The organism is Pseudomonas sp. S1(2024), from assembly GCF_046557535.1.
Map to the genome: position 1 here is coordinate 55,997 of NZ_JBKGFP010000071.1, position 16,968 is coordinate 72,964.

Genomic DNA, 16,968 nt, shown 5'->3' on the forward strand with positions numbered 1-16,968 from the left:
GGCTGAGGCACCATTGAAATGGCGTTGATCGTACAGAAATTTGGCGGCACCTCTGTCGGTTCCATCGAGCGGATCGAGCAGGTAGCCGATAAGGTCAAGAAACACCGTGAAGCGGGCGACGACCTGGTGGTTGTGCTGTCGGCAATGAGCGGTGAAACCAATCGCCTGATCGACCTGGCCAAGCAGATCACCGATCAGCCGGTTCCGCGTGAGCTGGACGTGATCGTGTCGACCGGTGAGCAGGTCACCATTGCCTTGCTGACCATGGCCTTGATCAAGCGCGGCGTGCCAGCGGTGTCCTACACCGGCAACCAGGTGCGCATTCTCACCGACAGCGCACACAACAAGGCGCGCATCCTGCAGATCGACGACCAGAAGATTCGTGCCGACCTCAAGGAAGGCCGCGTGGTCGTGGTAGCAGGCTTCCAGGGCGTCGACGAGCATGGCAGCATCACCACGCTTGGCCGTGGCGGCTCCGACACCACGGGTGTGGCCCTGGCGGCTGCGCTGAAGGCTGACGAGTGCCAGATCTACACCGACGTCGATGGCGTCTACACCACCGACCCGCGTGTTGTGCCGCAGGCCCAGCGCCTGGAGAAGATCACCTTCGAAGAGATGCTGGAAATGGCCAGCCTCGGTTCCAAGGTGCTGCAGATCCGTTCGGTGGAATTCGCCGGCAAGTACAACGTTCCGCTGCGCGTGCTGCACAGCTTCAAGGAGGGTCCGGGTACCCTCATTACCATTGATGAAGAGGAATCCATGGAACAGCCGATCATTTCCGGTATCGCCTTCAACCGTGATGAAGCCAAGCTGACCATTCGCGGCGTGCCGGACACCCCGGGCGTGGCCTTCAAGATCCTCGGCCCGATCAGTGCCTCGAACATCGAGGTCGACATGATCGTGCAGAACGTTGCCCACGATAACACCACCGACTTCACCTTCACCGTGCACCGCAACGAGTACGAGAAGGCGCAGAGCGTGCTGGAAAACACTGCCCGCGAAATCGGTGCCCGTGAAGTGATCGGCGACACCAAGATCGCCAAGGTCTCGATCGTCGGCGTCGGCATGCGTTCGCACGCCGGTGTTGCCAGCCGCATGTTCGAAGCCCTGGCCAAGGAGAGCATCAACATCCAGATGATCTCCACCTCCGAGATCAAGGTTTCGGTCGTGATCGAAGAGAAGTACCTGGAGCTGGCCGTACGCGCGCTGCACACCGCGTTCGAGCTCGACGCCCCGGCACGACAGAGCGAGTAATACGCTGCCTGGAAGGGCGCGGCTTGCCGCGCCCTTCGCGTTTCTGCTCGCCACGCAGGCCCGTCCTGCCCTGTGTGGCGATCAACCAGGCCCAGGTCGTCGTCCACGACCAGGCCGCGACACCCAAGACTGTTACCCCTGAATGTTTTGCGTAAGGAGAAAGCTATGTTGATTCTGACTCGTCGGTGCGCCGAGAGCCTGATCATTGGAGACGGCGAGATCACCGTGACGGTGCTCGGCGTAAAAGGCAACCAGGTGCGTATTGGCGTCAGCGCCCCGAAAGAAGTGGCTGTGCACCGCGAGGAAATCTACCTGCGGATCAAGAAAGAGAAGGACGAGGAGCCAAGCCTTTAATTTTTTTGAAGTTTTTTTCAAAAAAAGGGTTGCAAACGAGGAAGAGCCTGTTTAATATTCGCCTCGTGTTGCGGTGAGGTGGCCGAGTGGCCGAAGGCGCTCCCCTGCTAAGGGAGTATACCTCATAAGGGTATCGGGGGTTCGAATCCCCCCTTCACCGCCATTATTCGCTTAGGGCGCTGTAAACGGTAAGAACGCTAAGTAGTTGATTTTAAACGAAAAAGTTCTTGCAAAAATGTTTCAGCGACCTATAATGCGCGGCAAGACACGGACTCATAGCTCAGCTGGATAGAGTACTCGGCTACGAACCGAGCGGTCGGAGGTTCGAATCCTCCTGAGTCCGCCACTTTTGAAGTGGCTTTGGTTGCAAGGCTGCTTCAATCAACCAGTGGTAATCTGGTCTAAAACTACCATCGCGGACTCATAGCTCAGCTGGATAGAGTACTCGGCTACGAACCGAGCGGTCGCAGGTTCGAATCCTGCTGAGTCCGCCACTTTTTGAAGTGGCTCTGCTTGCAAAGGCACTTCAACCAACCAGTGGTAATCTGGTCTAAAAATACCACCACGGACTCATAGCTCAGCTGGATAGAGTACTCGGCTACGAACCGAGCGGTCGGAGGTTCGAATCCTCCTGAGTCCGCCACACCATATCAAGAAGCCCGCTCAATTGAGCGGGCTTTTTGTTTTTCTACGCCAATGAATTGTTGCTGATGTCGATCTACGCTCTTCTGTAATGACTGTGGTGTAGCTTGGGGTCGCCATGCGGCCCATCGCCGGCAAGCCAGCTCCCACAGGGACAACACAGTCCAGAGAGCAGCGCGATACCTGTGGGAGCTGGCTTGCCGGCGAAAGGGCTGCAAAGCAGCCCCGAATTCGATCAGGTATCGCATACACATCCAGGCACACAACAAATGTGCTTTAACCGCCAGACCCACCGTCGCACTGATAGCTTCGAGCGTTGTCCCAGCTTTATCACGCAAACGATTGTTCTGGCCAAAAATTTTAAGCGATCTGACAGCTTTAGCAGTGTATGATTGCGCCCGTCAGCCCCGCCGGGGCTTGTGGAAAACCACCATGGACTTACCCAGTAGTTACTCGCTAACAAGATTCATACAGAAAGATCTGACCGATTGATTCTCCCGGCGTGCTCCGCTGCTGGGAGTGGAGTTCGCCTATGACTGAAGTAGAAGTAAAAAAAGCGCAGGAAAGCCTGCAGGACCGCCTGGCCCAGGTGGTCGAACTGCTGCAGCGCCAGCGCGTGGTAGAAGACCTGACCCACCGTCAGGAAGGTGCCCACCACGACCTGGTGGAAAACCTGGTCCACCGCCAGAACCTCGTCGAGCTGCAGCGCAAACTCGACGACCTGCACCCCGCCGACATCGCCTACATCCTCGAAGCCTTGCCCCTGGAAGACCGCCTGACGGTCTGGCAGCTGGTGCGCTCGGATCGCGATGGCGACATCCTGCTGGAAGTGTCCGACGCCGTGCGGCAATCGCTGATCGCCGACATGGACGATCACGAGCTGCTCGCCGCCGCCAAGGAAATGGACGCCGACGAGCTGGCCGACCTGGCTCCAGAGCTGCCGCGTGATGTTGTTCACGAGCTGATGGAAACCCTCGATGCCCAGCAACGCGAGCGCGTGCGTTCGGCGCTTAGCTACGACGAGGAGCAGGTTGGTGCGCTGATGGACTTCGAGATGGTCACCATCCGCGAAGACGTCAGCCTGGAAGTGGTGTTGCGCTACCTTCGCCGCCTGAAAGAGCTGCCGAACCACACCGACAAACTCTTCGTGGTCGACTATGACGGCATTCTCAAGGGCGTATTGCCGATCAAGCGCCTGCTTGTCAACGACCCGGAGAAGAAGGTGGCGGAGGTCATGGCGACCGATCCGGTCTCCTTCCACCCCGAGGAAGATGCCTATGATGCGGCGCAGGCCTTCGAGCGTTATGACCTGGTATCTGCGCCAGTTGTGGACAAGAACGAACGCCTGATCGGCCGCTTGACCATCGACGAAATGGTCGACCTGATTCGTGAGGAAAGCGAAAGCGAAGTGCTGAACATGGCCGGTTTGCGCGAGGAAGAAGACATCTTCGCCTCGGTCTGGCGTTCGCTGCGCAACCGCTGGGCCTGGTTGGCCATCAACCTGATTACCGCTTTCGTTGCCTCGCGAGTGATCGGCCTGTTCGAAGGTTCGATCGAGAAACTGGTGGCCCTGGCTGCGCTGATGCCGATCGTGGCGGGTATTGGTGGCAACTCCGGTAACCAGACCATCACCATGATCGTGCGCGCCATGGCGCTGGACCAGGTGTCGCCGGGCAACACCAGCCGCCTGATGCGCAAGGAGCTGGCGGTATCGCTGCTCAACGGCCTGATCTGGGGCGGGGTGATCGGTGCGGTGGCGTTCTGGCTGTATGGCAGCTGGTCGTTGGGCCTGGTGATGACTGCGGCGATGACCTTGAACCTGCTGTTGGCGGCCTTGATGGGGGTGTTGATCCCGATGACCCTGACACGCCTGGGGCGCGACCCGGCGATGGGCTCCAGCGTGATGATTACCGCGGTGACCGATAGTGGTGGGTTCTTCATCTTCCTCGGGCTGGCCACGCTGTTCCTGCTGTAGCCCACGGTCCCCTGTAGGAGCGGCCTTGTGTCGCGATGGGCCGCTCCTACAAACAAACGGATCGCGTCTCTTGCAGGGACGCCACCTACAAAAAAGCCAGCTTACGCTGGCTTTTTTGTGTTCGGCTGCAAACCTCAGGAGGCGTCGGCAGCCATTTCCACATCGTGAGCGATCAGGGCCACCAGCGCGTTCTGCTGGCGGTGCGACAGTTGGCGGAAGCGTTGCAGCAATTCGCGTTCATGCAGGGACAGTTCGGGGCTGTCCAGGCGCATGCTCAAATCGTCACCCAGCGCACCTTCCTGGATAAGGCTCTGTTCCAGGCGCGCGATGATTTCGGAGTTCATGCTGCGGTGATGGTTGCGCGCTACCTCGGCAATGCGCTCACGCATCCCGTCGGGCAGGCGGACGACGAACTTGTCAGCGGTGCGGCTCGAATAAATAGCCTGTTTCATTGGGCGCATATAAATTGACCAGATTTTGGTTCAGGGGAAGCGGTTCTCAAATTGGCCGCACGGGGTGGTAGTACGACCGTGGCGACGACGAAATGTTCAACCGTCTGTGAAAAATGGATGCTCATCTTGCCTCATGGTCGCCGTTTCCTTGGCGTCAATTCTGTGACAAATAGTGAGCCGGATAAAGGCTTTGTGCCAGTACCAATTATCAGAAATGAGTACTGGTTTGAAAAGTTTTACATGCACCGGCTTGCCCAATCGTCAGACTTTTGCCGTCAAAAACTGGTAAAACGCAGCAAAAGCCCGGGAAAGTCCATAGAATGTGCCGGTTCCCTCCATAGAGCATAGTGGCTATGCAACATGACGCAAGCGACCGCCAATCAGGCACAGGCCGGTTGATATATCTGGTAGGACCGTCGGGTTCCGGGAAAGATTCCCTGATTGACGCTTCCCGTCAGCGGCTTTCAGCCGCCGGGGTGGAAATCGCTCGTCGCGTCATTACCCGTTCGGCTGAAGCCAAGGGCGAAGCCGCCCATGGCGTAACGGCCGAACAGTTCGAAGCAATGCGAGCACAGGGCGCGTTCGCCATGCATTGGCGCGCCAATGGCCTGGATTACGGCATTCCACTGCAGGTGGATCAGTGGCTGGCGGCGGGCAGGTCGGTGCTGGTGAATGGTTCGCGGGCTTATCTCGCCGAGGCGCGCCGGCGCTACCCGAACTTGTTGGCAGTGCTGGTGGAGGTCAGGCACGGAGTGCTGCGCGAGCGCCTGTTGGCCCGCGGCCGGGAAAGCGCAGAGGAAATCGAGCAGCGCCTGGCACGTAATGCACGCTTGCAGGCGCTGGCTGATCCGTCGCTGCATGTGCTGGACAACTCCACAACTCTGGAAACCGCAGTCGCGGCATTGTTCACGCTGCTGCATGATGAAGGTGTGCTGCCGCAGGTGTAGCATTGGCAGAAAAGGATTACGCGAAAAAGCCCGCTTGAGGCATGACAAACGCCAGCATGCTGGTTAACATGCTGGCCGTCCTGCTGTGCAGCGTTCGCTGCCGGCACTTGCGTCTCAGTAGCTCAATTGGATAGAGCATCCCCCTCCTAAGGGGAAGGTTGCAGGTTCAATTCCTGCCTGGGACGCCATCTAATTCAAGGTTTTGAGCTCCAGGTTGGATCGTGACCCTAAGTGACATGGGTGCATTGTGGGTGCAGTTGTTGGTTTTCACCGATCTCTAGCAGACTCAAGGAAGAAACATGCACAAGGTTTTCAACGATATCCTTCTCGAGCTCAAGGCGATTGAGGACTATCTTGAATCAGCTATGCCCGCCAATGTTCCTTTAGGTCAAGCTGTTGGCCATTGGGGCGTAGCGGCTGTGAGTCGGTCAAATCTTGTCGGATGGGTCGCATCCATCTCTCACAAGCTGTCATTAGCTGATCCAGACGAACCAGGTAACGATCTTCCTGAGCTTACTGAGGCGATCGCCGCGCTCCAGTGGGCAAGAGGAAACACCTTGCCTCAGCTGGTGTCCCAAAATGCAACAGCGTCGCTTCCGGCTTTTTCTATTACGCTCCAAGCTTTGGAGCGGGTGTTGCTTCCATACGTTGAGCCAAACCACAAACAAGCTTTAGAAAATAGTAAAGCGCTTCGAAGGGCTGCCGCTCAGATTAGAGGTATGGAGAGTCGACTGAGAGACCTCTCACCTAAAACCACCGCGATTCAGACTATGGTGGAAGGTATTGAACGTGCTTACGAAGCGGCTGATCAACTACCCGCTGATCTTGAGCTGTTAAGTGAAGCCCGGCATAAGGTTGAATCTATTTCTGTCGACGCGGAAAAAGATAGGGCTCAGATTCTGACGGTACGTGACGAAATCATGTCCTTGAAAGCGAATCTTGATGCCGTGAGCGCTCAAGCTGGAGAGGTCTTGACTAAGTGTGAATCGGTTTACTCATCAGCAACAAGTGTGGGCTTAGCGGCGGCTTTTACTGAGCGCTCTGCGTCCCTCGATAAGTCGATGTGGCTCTGGTTGGTAGGGCTCATCAGTGCGCTCGCTGTGGGGGGGTATGTTGGGACCGGCCAATTGCAGACATTGACTCAGCTGCTTACTCAGCCTGGCGGAGCGTCTGGGGCTTTGATCATCCTTAACATCACCTTGGCAGTTCTTTCGGTAGGAGCACCAGTTTGGTTTGCATGGCTTGCGACGAAACAGGTTGGCCAGCGCTTCAGATTATCTGAGGATTATGCATTCAAGGCCTCAATTTCTAGAGCATACGATGGCTACAGCCGGGAAGCGGGTAGAATAGACCCTCAGCTCGAAGCTAAGCTGCTACATTCGGCACTCTCTCGCCTAGACGAGCAGCCTCTGCGGCTCGTGGAGGGGGCAAGCTACGGAAGCCCTTGGCACGAGTTACTTGCATCTGAGGTTGTGAAGGATGCGATGAAGTCTATTCCCAATTTCGCGAGCCAGATGAAGGACTTTGCCAGCGATGCGCTGGGCAAGCTCAAATCAAGGCCCGAAAATGTTGCGGCAAATTCTGCTCAGGTAATAGTTTCGCCAGGCGAAGAAAAACCTAACTCTGCATCGAATGTTTAGTACCTAAAGCAGGGGTTGTTGAACAGCTTGTGTATCTAGCGGTTGCACGAATGCCTATTCCCACCTGGAGTAGTTCATCAACTCAATTGCTTACATGCTAAAAGCGTAGGCCATTATTTAATTTTTGCCGAAATTTCATCTTTATGCCCGTTTCTTTTACGTTGCGCTGCGGTACCCGCGGGAGCAAAGCGCAACCGCCAACGCTATTCTCGCCATTCAGTTAAATAAGAGGCGAGCGAATTCCAGTTTAGAAAAATGTTGTTTTTGTCTATGCCTGACTCAGTCCAATCAACTACAACTAATGCGATTCCAATCTGAATCAAGGCTAGTGCAACGAGTAACCATGCGTTTCTCTTTGTCCAATCCAATTGAGCAAGCTGGACCTCATCGTGCGCTTGATCTCGACGCTTTTGGATTTTTCTCCGCAAGCTGGAAAACTTCTCCTCCAAATTAGACACGCGCTTCTCAAACACTTCCTTATAGGCGCCATCAAACCAGCGATCACTATTTTTAAGAGCATCTATCCGCTCGTCAATCAAGTTCAGTGACAGGCTCTGGGATACAAGAAGAGAGAGGCTTTTGCGGCTAGACATTTTTGCCTTCGTAAAAACTTCGCTAACTTCTGCAGCGCTCGTAATTAGCCTTTTCTCCACATCTAATACATATTGAAGCCCGGCATATTCTTCTATGCCGTAATGTAGTCCGCTAAGATACCCGAAGCCGTAGTCGGGCTCAGATAATCTTGCCTCACCCTTGATAAATATGGCATCGGCCCCAAACGCCTCAGCGGCATCTCGCTCCATCATCACACCGGTAAGATCAGAGGATCTACCAGTGATTAGGTACTGTCGTCGTGGATCGATTACTACCTGCGTATCACCTTTTTCGAAGTGTGGGCGATCCGGGGAAAAATAGCCGGTAGTTTCCCATGAATGGGAGACAAAATCAGCGACAACATTGTACGTCCCTGATTTTAGCCTTTTGCCCCAGAGTCGGAGTAAAACATCCACAACCTCGAGTGACTCCCTCATGACTTGTGTCGCTTTTTTACTAATAAGTTTTTCTATTGCGGACTCTTTAATTCCATTTGACAAAATTCCAAATGACTTATTGAATGGATTTAGAGACAAGAATCGTTTTTCTCCCCGAATATGGGTAACATTCACATCCTTTACAATTTCAGTTGCCACATCGTCAAGGCGAATGTAAAGCGAAAGGTAAGCGGCACCATTTGGTAGGTACATCGTATTGACATCGCAAAATTTTGGGTACACTGACCTAAGAAACAGGGGGGCTCCATAGAAATCGCTAAAAGTATTGAAAGGAATAAAACCTAAATGATAGCACTGGAATCCGAGAATCGATGAAGCCCTATGCGGCGGCGAATATGGAACACTGCTTGCCATTGCCGTTCGCCTTTTTTCCATCCATTTGGTAACAGTTGAAAGCTGCTTGTGATCAAAAGGAATTAACACACTTATGCCCTTCCAAGTGAAATCACCTGCTAGTAGCGAGCCTTTGATCAGGTTACTATCAGAATCTCGAATGCGATCTACATGCTCGAATAGATAGTGATTGGCCAGCCATCTGTGTCGCTTGGGAAAAATCCACGGTACGACATGAATGATCTTGAAAATTGCTTTGGCCAACGGGGAGAGAGGGTCAGTCATCCGCTTATCTCTAAAGAAAAAAACAATTTGCACAAGCCTAATATTTCGTCAAGATCTTTGACGAAAATCGCCGCCAGGCTCCAGAGCCTTGGCCTGGTCCCAAGGGTTTACTTGCCGCAATGGTTGAACGATAGCCTCGACCTGGTATCAGTCATAGGCACCCATAGCTTCATATACCCATGTTCAAGGAGAATTCCGTCTCCCCGGCCAGCGCTTCAGCATTACCCAGCTACACCTACGGAAAAAGCCCGCGCAATGCGGGCCTTCTCGCTCTTGGTGATCCAGCTTAGGCTGATTTGGCCAGGCTATTCGCTTGCAGGACCGCCGAGATCATTGGCGAAAATTCTTTCACAAACACCATCGCCGCGTGTGTTTCCTTGAAACCGTATTGCTCCAAGCCTTCGCCTAATTGCAGTAGAGCCACTCCGGAAAACTCTGTCTCAAAGCTATGGGAAAGGAACAGCGTAAGCGAGGCGATACCCTCTTTACCCACTACTAGCATTTGCTCATATCCACCCCGGATGAGACCATCATTGACGAGCGAAACATCGTATTTCGAGCACAGCTCCTCTAGGATGTCCCGTTCTTCAAACTCAAACTGACCGCTCGATTCGTATAGGTACACTGACTTCTCCTTGTGTTTGCTATCGGATCGCCAGCATAGGCGACTGTGAGGGTCGAGTGCCAAAAAAAATCGCTAAGCAAAAAATGCTGCGAAAAAGTAGGAAGCCTAATGGCATCAACGATGAGCCCCGGGCTTAGGGGGCTCAGAACTTAGAGCACCTCGAAATACCCCGGATTCGGGGTATTTACATGTGACTCACGCTCACATCAAGCCTTGTCTTGCGCTACGATTGAAGCCGAGATGATCGCCCCGCCCCAGCGCCGTTCACCGATGCAGATCGGTACCGGTAGACCGCTCGCGGTAGTGTTTTTGGCGCTACCAAATGCATAGCTCGGCAGGTTCTCAGGCGCGCCGCTCTGCGACAGGCCTGCAGCCTGGGGACTGAGCATCTGAATAACACCGCCAGCGAACAACGCGATGCCAGCCCCGTACGTGGCGCCTCCAGTGAACGGTCCTGCAATGATTAAGGCGACTCCAACGATCGTCTGCAGCAGGCCGGCACGCTTGCTGCCATGCACTACCGGCACAAACCACAGCTCTCGAGCACCGCCCAGGTCTAGCTCACCGTCGCCAATATTCTTGCCGTTCTTGAAGACGGCGAAGCGCAGGCCGCGACTCTCTGCATCCGCCAGGTCACGGGCGAAGCCTGGATAGTTTGCATCCAGCGCTTTAGCGGTCTCTTTCGCATCACCGCGTTCCAGCAGGAAGTGGTGGTGTTTGCCGTACTTCTTGCCCAAGAAACCGCCCAAGCGAATCTTGGTCCTTGGTGCGTAATCAATCGCGGTTGTGGCCATTAGTCATTACAGCATGCGCCCTTGCGGCTTCGATCATGATCGGTCAGAGCCTGACCCTGAGGGGTTAAAAGCGATGCGACGTGCGTACAGAAAAATGACCGATTTACAGCGTGTGATGGTACTTACGCTGCTTCACCTATATTCCCCAGGAAAGGATGACTTCTACCTGATAGGTGGCTGTCCGACCAAGATTTCTGCAGCCGAAGCACTTGAGGTTTTGCGAGCAGATGGAAATGCGATAAGGGAGTGGGGATTGCTCGTAACTTATTACGCAGGCTGGTGATGCTGCTCGAGTGTCTGATTAGCGAGCCGCCAGGCCTTCTCAAGGGGAGGACTCTGCTCAGCACAAGGATTGACTCAGGGACATGAGCCTATTTCTGGATTAAGAAAGCGCGGAAGCTCTATCGGCTAGAATGAACCAACGCTCCGTCTAAGGTGCGTTCGAATGGGAGGTCGCCATTAACGGTCTCAATTACAGGCTGAAGTTCGGAAAGTGACTTGGCCGGACGCATTCATAATTCAGTGTTGGATTGTTAGCTCAGGGTTACGTGAACACATCCGGCTGAGTGGGATCATCGGAGACCTCATCAGTTTCCTCATCATCGTTCCAGATGACTCCCGCGAGACCTGATTTGTAGAGGTTGGCATGGTAGCCACGCTTTTTGATGTCAGGATGGGAGTTCCTGATGGCCAAAACAGTGCCTGTGATGATGATCTTTTGATTGGCCCGCTCGATGCGCTTGACCTGAATCAAGCTGGCCACATCCAGCGTGCCGCTCAGCCACTCAGATCGTGCAGATACGGAGGTACCTTCGTTACGGTCGAAGGTGAAGCTAATTTCGACATTATTCACTGAGCGCTTTCCCCGCACTGGATCGCTGCTGAGGGTTGGTATGCCAAGGTTGCTGAAGCTGTGACGTCCCTGAACAAAAATCAGGTCATTTTCGACGATCCAGGCCGATAGATTGCCGCGATCGAGATCGTCCGAGATATTTCGCACAACGCTCCCATCAAGGACACAGTTGAGCATTTGGAGCATGTATAGGTAAAGATACTGAGCCCCGGCACTCTCGTGTAACAGTTCACCATTCGCTTTCCTAATGGGCTTACCATCCTTGTTGCAGGAGCCCGCTTCAAGGGTTTTGGTAAAACCTGGAAGTCGGGAAAACGTTACTCCGCCTTCTGTTGCCAGTTCATAGAGTCTCAAGTGGTTGAAGTACCACCAGTGGCACCCCTGGCTTTGCGTTGCCTTGTGCAAGGCGTGACGATCCATTTGCTGAACCTCGTTCTCCCACATTGCCTTAAGGTCTGTGAGGCGATCACCTGACAGCGACGTATTGAGGTCGCGCGTGGTGTGAGCCTCGCCGTGGTGATAACTGCACAGCACTGCGAGATTGCTCGGGGAATGATCTCGACTCTGCGCCCAGGGGCGAATGTGGTGAACCACAATGGGCATCTCGGGATCGCGACAGACGCAGCACAGCCAACGGTTGGCGAAGAGAACCTTGATCAAATCAGGCTTGGGAATGGCAGGGCGTGCACCTTCCTGGAGTGAGGAAATATTGGCCTCGCTGAGTCCGACACGCTTCAGTTCCTCTGCGCTCATCAGCTTGAGCGACTTCAGGCGCAGGCCCTGAAGACGGAGCTGTTTTGCCAAGTCACTGTTTATGCCGCGTGCAATAAAGGCGAGCTCAGTTCGGTTCGACTTCATGACCACCATTTCCTTGGATGCTTCTGATCGCTTCCAGATTCGCCTCTAGTGAGGGAGTAAGTCAAATGATCAGCTTTGTGTCGTGAGAGGGCAGAGGGATAGAGGTGCCCACAGTTTCGGCTTGGGAGCTTGGGTGATAGCCTGTTGAGGTGCGTTAACTATCATCCGTGACACCGGAGCACCACATGATCAACCTCAATCGCCTTGTTACGTGGCTGTTTCCCGACCGCCGCTCTGAGTGGGAGAAACAGCGTGAGCGTGAGTTCATCGAGGCGGTGAATAGCCTGAAGACGCTCAGGGTGACGCCGGAGGGTGGCATGGCTATTGATCCCGAGGAAATTCGTGAGCAGGTCATCGAATCGCGGGAGCGGCTGAAGCACTTCGTTCGCAAGTCATGACCAACACAGTTCAGTTGGGGTCGGCTAGGCCAGGGACGCCTGTTCTGTTTTCTTGTGACTCCAGAGCAAGCTCTACCTGCTTGCGCACGAAGACGGAAACGGCGCCGCTTAGGTGACTCATGAGTTGGGCCAGATCCTCGGAGGGCGCCACGTAGCCTTCGACTTTCCCGTGAACACCCGCAACCTTATTTCGTGTGGTGCCGATAGAACTGCACATTTTGACGGCGCCTGCGAGTAATTGTCCTGAATAAGATTTGATGAGGTCTTTCTCATAAAATATTTTATTCAAAGCGCCGATTGAGTCGGCCATCGAAAAGTCTTCGTGTCCCGTGTGCCCAAGTTTTGTAAGGCACCGTTTGAATGTAGACTCGAGCAGTACGGCGCCATGTCCAATTGAATTTTCTGGCTTTGTTCTGACAGTGTTATGGCACTGCGTCCATAGATCCAATAACGCGAGGTCATCAGTCAGATCGGACTGGATGTCATCGTCAGTTCTGGCTTTCTGTTCGCTAAGATACCTTGAGAGTCCTTCTGCAACCCTCTTCGTATCTTCAAGGTCACTCTGCATGTAGCTGGCTAGGTTGGCCGCGATGGAGTGAAGGATCTCTGGGGCACTGATACGCTTGAGCCATTCTGTAGAGATGTCTCCCAGGAAGTGCTTGTCAGAGCCTTTTTCGTAAATCTCAGGCACGTAATTCGTGTATAAAACCAGGCGCTTACCGTTGAAGTGCAGCTTGCCCTCGATGTGCCCTACCGGCTCATCTTCCTGATCAAGGAATTCTTCCAAGATGATCCTGTCACTATGGGCGGCGAAGCCGAGTTCACCGGCCTGCTCGATAAGGATTTTTTCGAAAGCCTTGAGGCCATCCCAAACGCGTGCACGTTCGATGCGCAGCTTTTCGCTGGCGAGAGCCAGATCTTTCAACGCCTTATTCATGCATTTTCCCTGACCAAAACTGAGCAGCCCTGATGTTGGGTGTCTGTCTGCGTCCTAGAAGGGTTCGCTGAGCAGTACCGCCTAATGACTATCCCTAGCATGCCACATGCGCCCAACCGTGCTACTCGGCAAGCCCAGCTTCTTGCAGACCTCGGCCTGACTGAGGCCGGCTTCCTTCAACTCTCGTATCGCCCTGATCTTCTCTGCCGCAGCTGCCTGGCGTGGGGGAGGGAGCTTCTGCGGCTCGGCGGGCAGCTTCTCATCCAGGAGACCCTGGATCTGCAACTCGGCGAGGGTCTCGATCAAGGCCGTGCGCGGCGTTTTACCTTCATTCGCTGCGGCGAGCAGCGTAAAGAACGACAGCGGCGTGACGCCTAGGGCATCTGCCAGTTCGGAGGTGAGGTCGACCGTGGCCGAGGTCGTCGATGCCTCCAGGCGGCTGATGTGAGCCTGATCAGCCTGTTTTTGAAGGTCGGACTGCGATAGCCCCCTCCGAATTCTAAGCCACTGCAACGTTGCTGCGTATGCCTTCCGCAAGGACATCCAGGCAGCCCTCCCCTAAAAGGAGACGGTATGCCGGGTTTGATCGTTCCCATTCAAATGTATATAGTCATGGAAATGGGAATTAGGCCTCTGGCCCAGGGGGCAGAGCGCCCGTGCGTGGGCATCTGTGGATATTTTTGGGCAGCCCTGAGGAGCCTCAATTGATGGGTAATTCTCCGGAGCGTGAAGAGCTCCCGGAAGGTGAGGTCTCGTCTGCTGGCACGTTGCTGCCGAGGGCAGAGATCGAGGCGATGGTCGCTGAGCGGTTTCCCAGGAAGGCCTACTGCCTGGTTGAGGACTGGATCCTCTTCCATGTGGACGAGCCACCTGAGTCGTTGGCCAGGGTGCGATCTTTAGGCCTTGAGCCGATCTTCATGTACGCCCACTGCGTCATCTATGACGAGCAGGGTCGATTTCCGCCAGGAGGGTGGGTGCGTTCGACGTTGTGCAAGACGTTCGACGGCGTATGCATGTTTGAAACGCGTAACACGGTTTACGTGCTCATGGGGCAAGGACGCGAGATCACTGCGACGCTGAAGGCAATTTTCGCTCTATGTTAATCGCAGGTTCCGCCTGGCGGGCTTGCCCTGATGAGATTCACGATGTTCCGCATTAGCACACAAGACCAAGCTGGCCCGGTAGGCATGTTTGGAGACGGTCTGGCTCATTTCCATGCAGTCACCCGATCTTTGGCCACTCACTGGTATCACGTCAGCCTCAAGCGCCGGCATGAGGATCGGTTCGTTGCCTACGAGGAGATGCTCAACGATGAGATGCGCCTCGTAGAGCTGCTGGTAGCGCAGGACGAGAGCCTGGTTGTGCAGGAAGTCCAAGCCGTCACCCCATCCTGGATGAACAAGGATGGCAGTTGGAAGATGGAGAAGCTCACGTCGCTTTCGATGGGACACAACCAGGCTGGTGTGGCCGTCTGTATTCTGGAAGTAGAGGGTGGTGCTGTGTACGTCGATACGCATGAGCCTGGGCTCGGTGCCGACTCCCTGAACGACGTCAAAGAGCTGTATCGACGCGGTATGGCTCAGGCCAGTGCTGCAGCTCAGCCTAGGAGGGCGTAGGCATGGCGAAGGACAACACGGTGAAGGTGGACTATCACGTGAAGCGCTACTCGGACTTCGACCTGTTGCGTATCGCTCGAGCTGTAGGCCAAGGGTACGACGACGAGATCACCGCGTTTCTGGTGAATGTCCACATTCATCGACTGAGCGCCGTTGGCGTCGTCTTTGGGCACGTCCGGCAAGGGCCTCATGGTCGATTCGCCGATGGGCACTTGATCCAGACATCCGACATCGTGAGTATCAAGAAGGAAGGCAAGTTTTGGGTGATCACGACCATGAACTCGAAGTACGTCGTGGCTACTTTTCGCCGTGATGGTGGGCGCCGTAGCCTGAGGGATTTTTGCCGCTTGGTGGGCGACCGCTTCCCCAATACTCAACTGCACTGATTTAGATCGAGCCTGAGCACGCCAAGGTGTGCCCAAGGCCTCCCCCTGCCTGAAATTTGGGCCCGAGCAAGGAGCTGTAAGTGTTTATAAAGTTTGAATACCTGAAATTTGCTGGCTGCCTAGAGGATATTCGAGTTTTCGAGCATCTCACGGGTTTCGTGCAGGTCATCATGAAAGTTGATGGGATATTAATTCCCAATGTCAAAGTTCCGATTCAGATCTATGAAGATCTGGAAAAAGGGTCTCATGTTGAGTTCTATGCTCTCGTGCAGAACTCAAAAAATAAGGTCAAAAATACCGCAATTGTTCTTGCAGCCAAGACTGCCAGCGGAAGGCTCCTGCGCGTGCCGAGCATGCGTTATAAAGTGCAGCTGCATTTCTGGGTAATTGCTGCGATCTGGGCTGCTGTGGCATTTGTTTTGAGTTGGATTGCCCTGGTCTTCGGAGCAGATTTTTTGATGGGCAGCCGCTCGATGTCGCTGCAGTGGTCTTTTATCAACTCGGGCGCCTCAGTCGTAGGACTGCTGACAGGGGGATTCTTTGTGGGTTGCGGTATTTACCTATTTCACAAAACCTCAGTTCTCGATACGTGGAAGTCGATTGCACCCGCCCTTTTAGTAGAGCGTTTCAGCAAGCTGCACCGCTGACTTCAGGACGTGCCGCATTCGCGGACGGCTGTCGTGAACCAGGCCCCACATTCGTGTGGCCTTGCCCTGCGGGCTTCCATCCTCACGCCTTCAGCCATCCGTGGCCTGCGCGCTCCGCTTGCCGTTTGGTGTCAAACCCCTTGTTTATAGGGCTTGTAACGTAGTTTTGGGAATGTAACATTGGCGTTGTTACATTCCAGGAAATGCGTTACAGCAATTGTCTTAGAGGTCGAGTCGCTTCACCTCGTCAAAGATTTTTTGGGCAAGCTTGATCTGAGATGGTTAAGACATTCTTCGGCAATTTCGGTAATCTGGCCCGATCATAGCTCTCCAAGGAACACCTCCCTATGTCTCGTCTTGCAGAATTCCGCCGCCTTGAACTCCAGCTTGCTCAGCAGCTCGCAGAATTGGAAGCCATGAAAAATGACGGTGCTATCCAGGCTGAAATGGAGTTTGAAAACAAACTCCGTGCCCTGCTTGGTGAGTACGGTTTCAGCCTTCGCGAGGTGATCAGCATTCTTGACCCTCAAGCTCGCGGTCGTGCTGCTGCTCCAGTTTCTCAGGAGAAAGCGACTCGTAAGCCACGTGAAGTGAAGACCTACAAGAATCCGCACAACGGCGAAGTGATCCAGACCAAGGGCGGCAACCATGCCATCCTCAAGACTTGGAAAGCCGAGCATGGCGCCGAGACCGTGGAGTCGTGGCGTCAGTAATCTCCGCACCTTTAGCGGAATGGCTGCGATCCGCAGCCTAAGTGTCCGGCGACAAAACCTCTCTGAGGAAAAGACCTCTTTAACGACAACCTAAATCTCGTCGTGGAGAGCCGGAGACCCCGAGTAGTAGCTTGTGAACCGCCCGAGTTGGCGGTTTTTTTTTCGCCTGGAATTCAGCTAGGTCGCATTCGGCTCGAGCGGTCTGGC

The 16,968-nt window shown here is 54.4% G+C and carries 18 protein-coding genes and 5 tRNA genes; 16 read left to right on the plus strand and 7 right to left on the minus strand.

The annotated features are described in order from the left end of the window. The first annotated feature begins 18 nt into the window (after positions 1–18). From ACLCGK_RS19685 to mgtE, 7 genes are all read left to right on the plus strand, one after another. On the plus strand, positions 19–1,254 hold the full coding sequence (locus ACLCGK_RS19685; protein ID WP_013973645.1) for an aspartate kinase: 1,236 nt from the start codon (positions 19–21) through the stop codon (positions 1,252–1,254). 165 nt (positions 1,255–1,419) lie between these two features. Then, positions 1,420–1,608 (plus strand): carbon storage regulator CsrA, encoded by a 189-nt coding sequence (gene csrA / locus ACLCGK_RS19690; protein WP_003254503.1) that lies wholly within the window; start codon positions 1,420–1,422, stop codon positions 1,606–1,608. Positions 1,609–1,680: 72 nt separating this feature from the next. Beyond that, positions 1,681–1,771, plus strand: a tRNA-Ser gene (locus tag ACLCGK_RS19695). Between the two features lie 106 nt (positions 1,772–1,877). Beyond that, positions 1,878–1,954, plus strand: a tRNA-Arg gene (locus tag ACLCGK_RS19700). Positions 1,955–2,025: 71 nt separating this feature from the next. Beyond that, a tRNA-Arg gene (locus ACLCGK_RS19705) sits at positions 2,026–2,102 on the plus strand. A gap of 72 nt (positions 2,103–2,174) precedes the next feature. After that, a tRNA-Arg gene (locus tag ACLCGK_RS19710) sits at positions 2,175–2,251 on the plus strand. A gap of 531 nt (positions 2,252–2,782) precedes the next feature. Further along, on the plus strand, positions 2,783–4,225 hold the full coding sequence (mgtE, locus tag ACLCGK_RS19715; RefSeq protein ID WP_039612614.1) for a magnesium transporter: 1,443 nt from the start codon (positions 2,783–2,785) through the stop codon (positions 4,223–4,225). 134 nt (positions 4,226–4,359) lie between these two features. Here mgtE and ACLCGK_RS19720 read toward each other — a convergent pair whose 3' ends face one another. After that, positions 4,360–4,686, minus strand: a complete 327-nt coding sequence (locus tag ACLCGK_RS19720; protein ID WP_015271261.1) for an Arc family DNA-binding protein — start codon at positions 4,684–4,686, stop codon at positions 4,360–4,362. Positions 4,687–5,030: 344 nt separating this feature from the next. Between ACLCGK_RS19720 and phnN the strand changes: the two genes are divergently transcribed. From phnN to ACLCGK_RS19735, 3 genes are all read left to right on the plus strand, one after another. Next, the gene (gene phnN / locus ACLCGK_RS19725) at positions 5,031–5,624 is read left to right on the plus strand and encodes a phosphonate metabolism protein/1,5-bisphosphokinase (PRPP-forming) PhnN (protein ID WP_054573231.1); all 594 of its coding nucleotides are present in this window, start codon (positions 5,031–5,033) and stop codon (positions 5,622–5,624) included. Between the two features lie 111 nt (positions 5,625–5,735). Continuing rightward, positions 5,736–5,812 (plus strand) — tRNA-Arg (locus ACLCGK_RS19730). 111 nt (positions 5,813–5,923) lie between these two features. Continuing rightward, entirely contained in the window at positions 5,924–7,264 is a 1,341-nt protein-coding gene (locus tag ACLCGK_RS19735; RefSeq protein WP_410952724.1) for a hypothetical protein, read from the plus strand. Between the two features lie 203 nt (positions 7,265–7,467). Here ACLCGK_RS19735 and ACLCGK_RS19740 read toward each other — a convergent pair whose 3' ends face one another. The 4 genes from ACLCGK_RS19740 to ACLCGK_RS19755 form a co-directional block, all read right to left on the minus strand. After that, on the minus strand, positions 7,468–8,934 hold the full coding sequence (locus tag ACLCGK_RS19740; protein ID WP_410952725.1) for a hypothetical protein: 1,467 nt from the start codon (positions 8,932–8,934) through the stop codon (positions 7,468–7,470). A gap of 286 nt (positions 8,935–9,220) precedes the next feature. Then, the gene (locus tag ACLCGK_RS19745) at positions 9,221–9,559 is read right to left on the minus strand and encodes a hypothetical protein (protein ID WP_410952726.1); all 339 of its coding nucleotides are present in this window, start codon (positions 9,557–9,559) and stop codon (positions 9,221–9,223) included. Positions 9,560–9,765: 206 nt separating this feature from the next. Next, positions 9,766–10,353: a tail assembly protein gene (locus ACLCGK_RS19750; protein ID WP_410952727.1), complete on the minus strand. Its 588-nt coding sequence runs from the start codon at positions 10,351–10,353 to the stop codon at positions 9,766–9,768. 544 nt (positions 10,354–10,897) lie between these two features. Further along, positions 10,898–12,064 carry an HNH endonuclease gene (locus ACLCGK_RS19755; RefSeq protein ID WP_410952728.1) on the minus strand — a complete coding sequence of 389 codons (1,167 nt, stop codon included), beginning with the start codon at positions 12,062–12,064 and terminating at the stop codon, positions 10,898–10,900. A 185-nt stretch (positions 12,065–12,249) separates the two neighbouring features. Between ACLCGK_RS19755 and ACLCGK_RS19760 the strand changes: the two genes are divergently transcribed. Next, the gene (locus ACLCGK_RS19760) at positions 12,250–12,462 is read left to right on the plus strand and encodes a hypothetical protein (RefSeq protein WP_410952729.1); all 213 of its coding nucleotides are present in this window, start codon (positions 12,250–12,252) and stop codon (positions 12,460–12,462) included. 10 nt (positions 12,463–12,472) lie between these two features. Here the strand turns inward: ACLCGK_RS19760 and ACLCGK_RS19765 are convergent, their stop codons facing one another. Continuing rightward, entirely contained in the window at positions 12,473–13,399 is a 927-nt protein-coding gene (locus ACLCGK_RS19765; protein WP_410952730.1) for a hypothetical protein, read from the minus strand. A gap of 81 nt (positions 13,400–13,480) precedes the next feature. Continuing rightward, on the minus strand, positions 13,481–13,942 hold the full coding sequence (locus tag ACLCGK_RS19770) for a helix-turn-helix transcriptional regulator (protein WP_410952731.1): 462 nt from the start codon (positions 13,940–13,942) through the stop codon (positions 13,481–13,483). 164 nt (positions 13,943–14,106) lie between these two features. On the opposite strand from ACLCGK_RS19770, the gene ACLCGK_RS19775 reads away from it, so the two are divergent. The 5 genes from ACLCGK_RS19775 (at position 14,107) to ACLCGK_RS19795 (ending at position 16,761) form a co-directional block, all read left to right on the plus strand. Further along, entirely contained in the window at positions 14,107–14,502 is a 396-nt protein-coding gene (locus ACLCGK_RS19775) for a DUF6957 family protein (RefSeq protein ID WP_023128603.1), read from the plus strand. A gap of 42 nt (positions 14,503–14,544) precedes the next feature. Next, positions 14,545–15,015: a hypothetical protein gene (locus ACLCGK_RS19780; RefSeq protein WP_367069823.1), complete on the plus strand. Its 471-nt coding sequence runs from the start codon at positions 14,545–14,547 to the stop codon at positions 15,013–15,015. A 2-nt stretch (positions 15,016–15,017) separates the two neighbouring features. Beyond that, complete coding sequence (locus tag ACLCGK_RS19785) at positions 15,018–15,401, plus strand: hypothetical protein (protein WP_367069822.1); 384 nt, start codon at positions 15,018–15,020, stop codon at positions 15,399–15,401. A gap of 80 nt (positions 15,402–15,481) precedes the next feature. Next, the gene (locus tag ACLCGK_RS19790; RefSeq protein WP_183673928.1) at positions 15,482–16,048 is read left to right on the plus strand and encodes a hypothetical protein; all 567 of its coding nucleotides are present in this window, start codon (positions 15,482–15,484) and stop codon (positions 16,046–16,048) included. Positions 16,049–16,395: 347 nt separating this feature from the next. Beyond that, positions 16,396–16,761 (plus strand): histone-like nucleoid-structuring protein, MvaT/MvaU family, encoded by a 366-nt coding sequence (locus tag ACLCGK_RS19795; protein ID WP_343598562.1) that lies wholly within the window; start codon positions 16,396–16,398, stop codon positions 16,759–16,761. Positions 16,762–16,968: the final 207 nt, after the last annotated feature.

Excerpts from the sequence above, each read along its gene's own strand:
- ACLCGK_RS19735 (WP_410952724.1), top strand. The coding sequence starts at position 5,924 with ATGCACAAGGTTTTCAACGATATCCTTCTCGAGCTCAAGGCGATTGAG.
- ACLCGK_RS19750 (WP_410952727.1), bottom strand. The coding sequence starts at position 10,353 with ATGGCCACAACCGCGATTGATTACGCACCAAGGACCAAGATTCGCTTG.
- ACLCGK_RS19755 (WP_410952728.1), bottom strand. The coding sequence starts at position 12,064 with ATGAAGTCGAACCGAACTGAGCTCGCCTTTATTGCACGCGGCATAAAC.
- ACLCGK_RS19785 (WP_367069822.1), top strand. The coding sequence starts at position 15,018 with ATGGCGAAGGACAACACGGTGAAGGTGGACTATCACGTGAAGCGCTAC.
- ACLCGK_RS19775 (WP_023128603.1), top strand. The coding sequence starts at position 14,107 with ATGGGTAATTCTCCGGAGCGTGAAGAGCTCCCGGAAGGTGAGGTCTCG.
- phnN (WP_054573231.1), top strand. The coding sequence starts at position 5,031 with ATGCAACATGACGCAAGCGACCGCCAATCAGGCACAGGCCGGTTGATA.
- ACLCGK_RS19765 (WP_410952730.1), bottom strand. The coding sequence starts at position 13,399 with ATGAATAAGGCGTTGAAAGATCTGGCTCTCGCCAGCGAAAAGCTGCGC.
- ACLCGK_RS19740 (WP_410952725.1), bottom strand. The coding sequence starts at position 8,934 with ATGACTGACCCTCTCTCCCCGTTGGCCAAAGCAATTTTCAAGATCATT.
- ACLCGK_RS19795 (WP_343598562.1), top strand. The coding sequence starts at position 16,396 with ATGTCTCGTCTTGCAGAATTCCGCCGCCTTGAACTCCAGCTTGCTCAG.
- ACLCGK_RS19720 (WP_015271261.1), bottom strand. The coding sequence starts at position 4,686 with ATGCGCCCAATGAAACAGGCTATTTATTCGAGCCGCACCGCTGACAAG.
- ACLCGK_RS19685 (WP_013973645.1), top strand. The coding sequence starts at position 19 with ATGGCGTTGATCGTACAGAAATTTGGCGGCACCTCTGTCGGTTCCATC.
- ACLCGK_RS19770 (WP_410952731.1), bottom strand. The coding sequence starts at position 13,942 with ATGTCCTTGCGGAAGGCATACGCAGCAACGTTGCAGTGGCTTAGAATT.
- ACLCGK_RS19780 (WP_367069823.1), top strand. The coding sequence starts at position 14,545 with ATGTTCCGCATTAGCACACAAGACCAAGCTGGCCCGGTAGGCATGTTT.
- mgtE (WP_039612614.1), top strand. The coding sequence starts at position 2,783 with ATGACTGAAGTAGAAGTAAAAAAAGCGCAGGAAAGCCTGCAGGACCGC.
- csrA (WP_003254503.1), top strand. The coding sequence starts at position 1,420 with ATGTTGATTCTGACTCGTCGGTGCGCCGAGAGCCTGATCATTGGAGAC.
- ACLCGK_RS19760 (WP_410952729.1), top strand. The coding sequence starts at position 12,250 with ATGATCAACCTCAATCGCCTTGTTACGTGGCTGTTTCCCGACCGCCGC.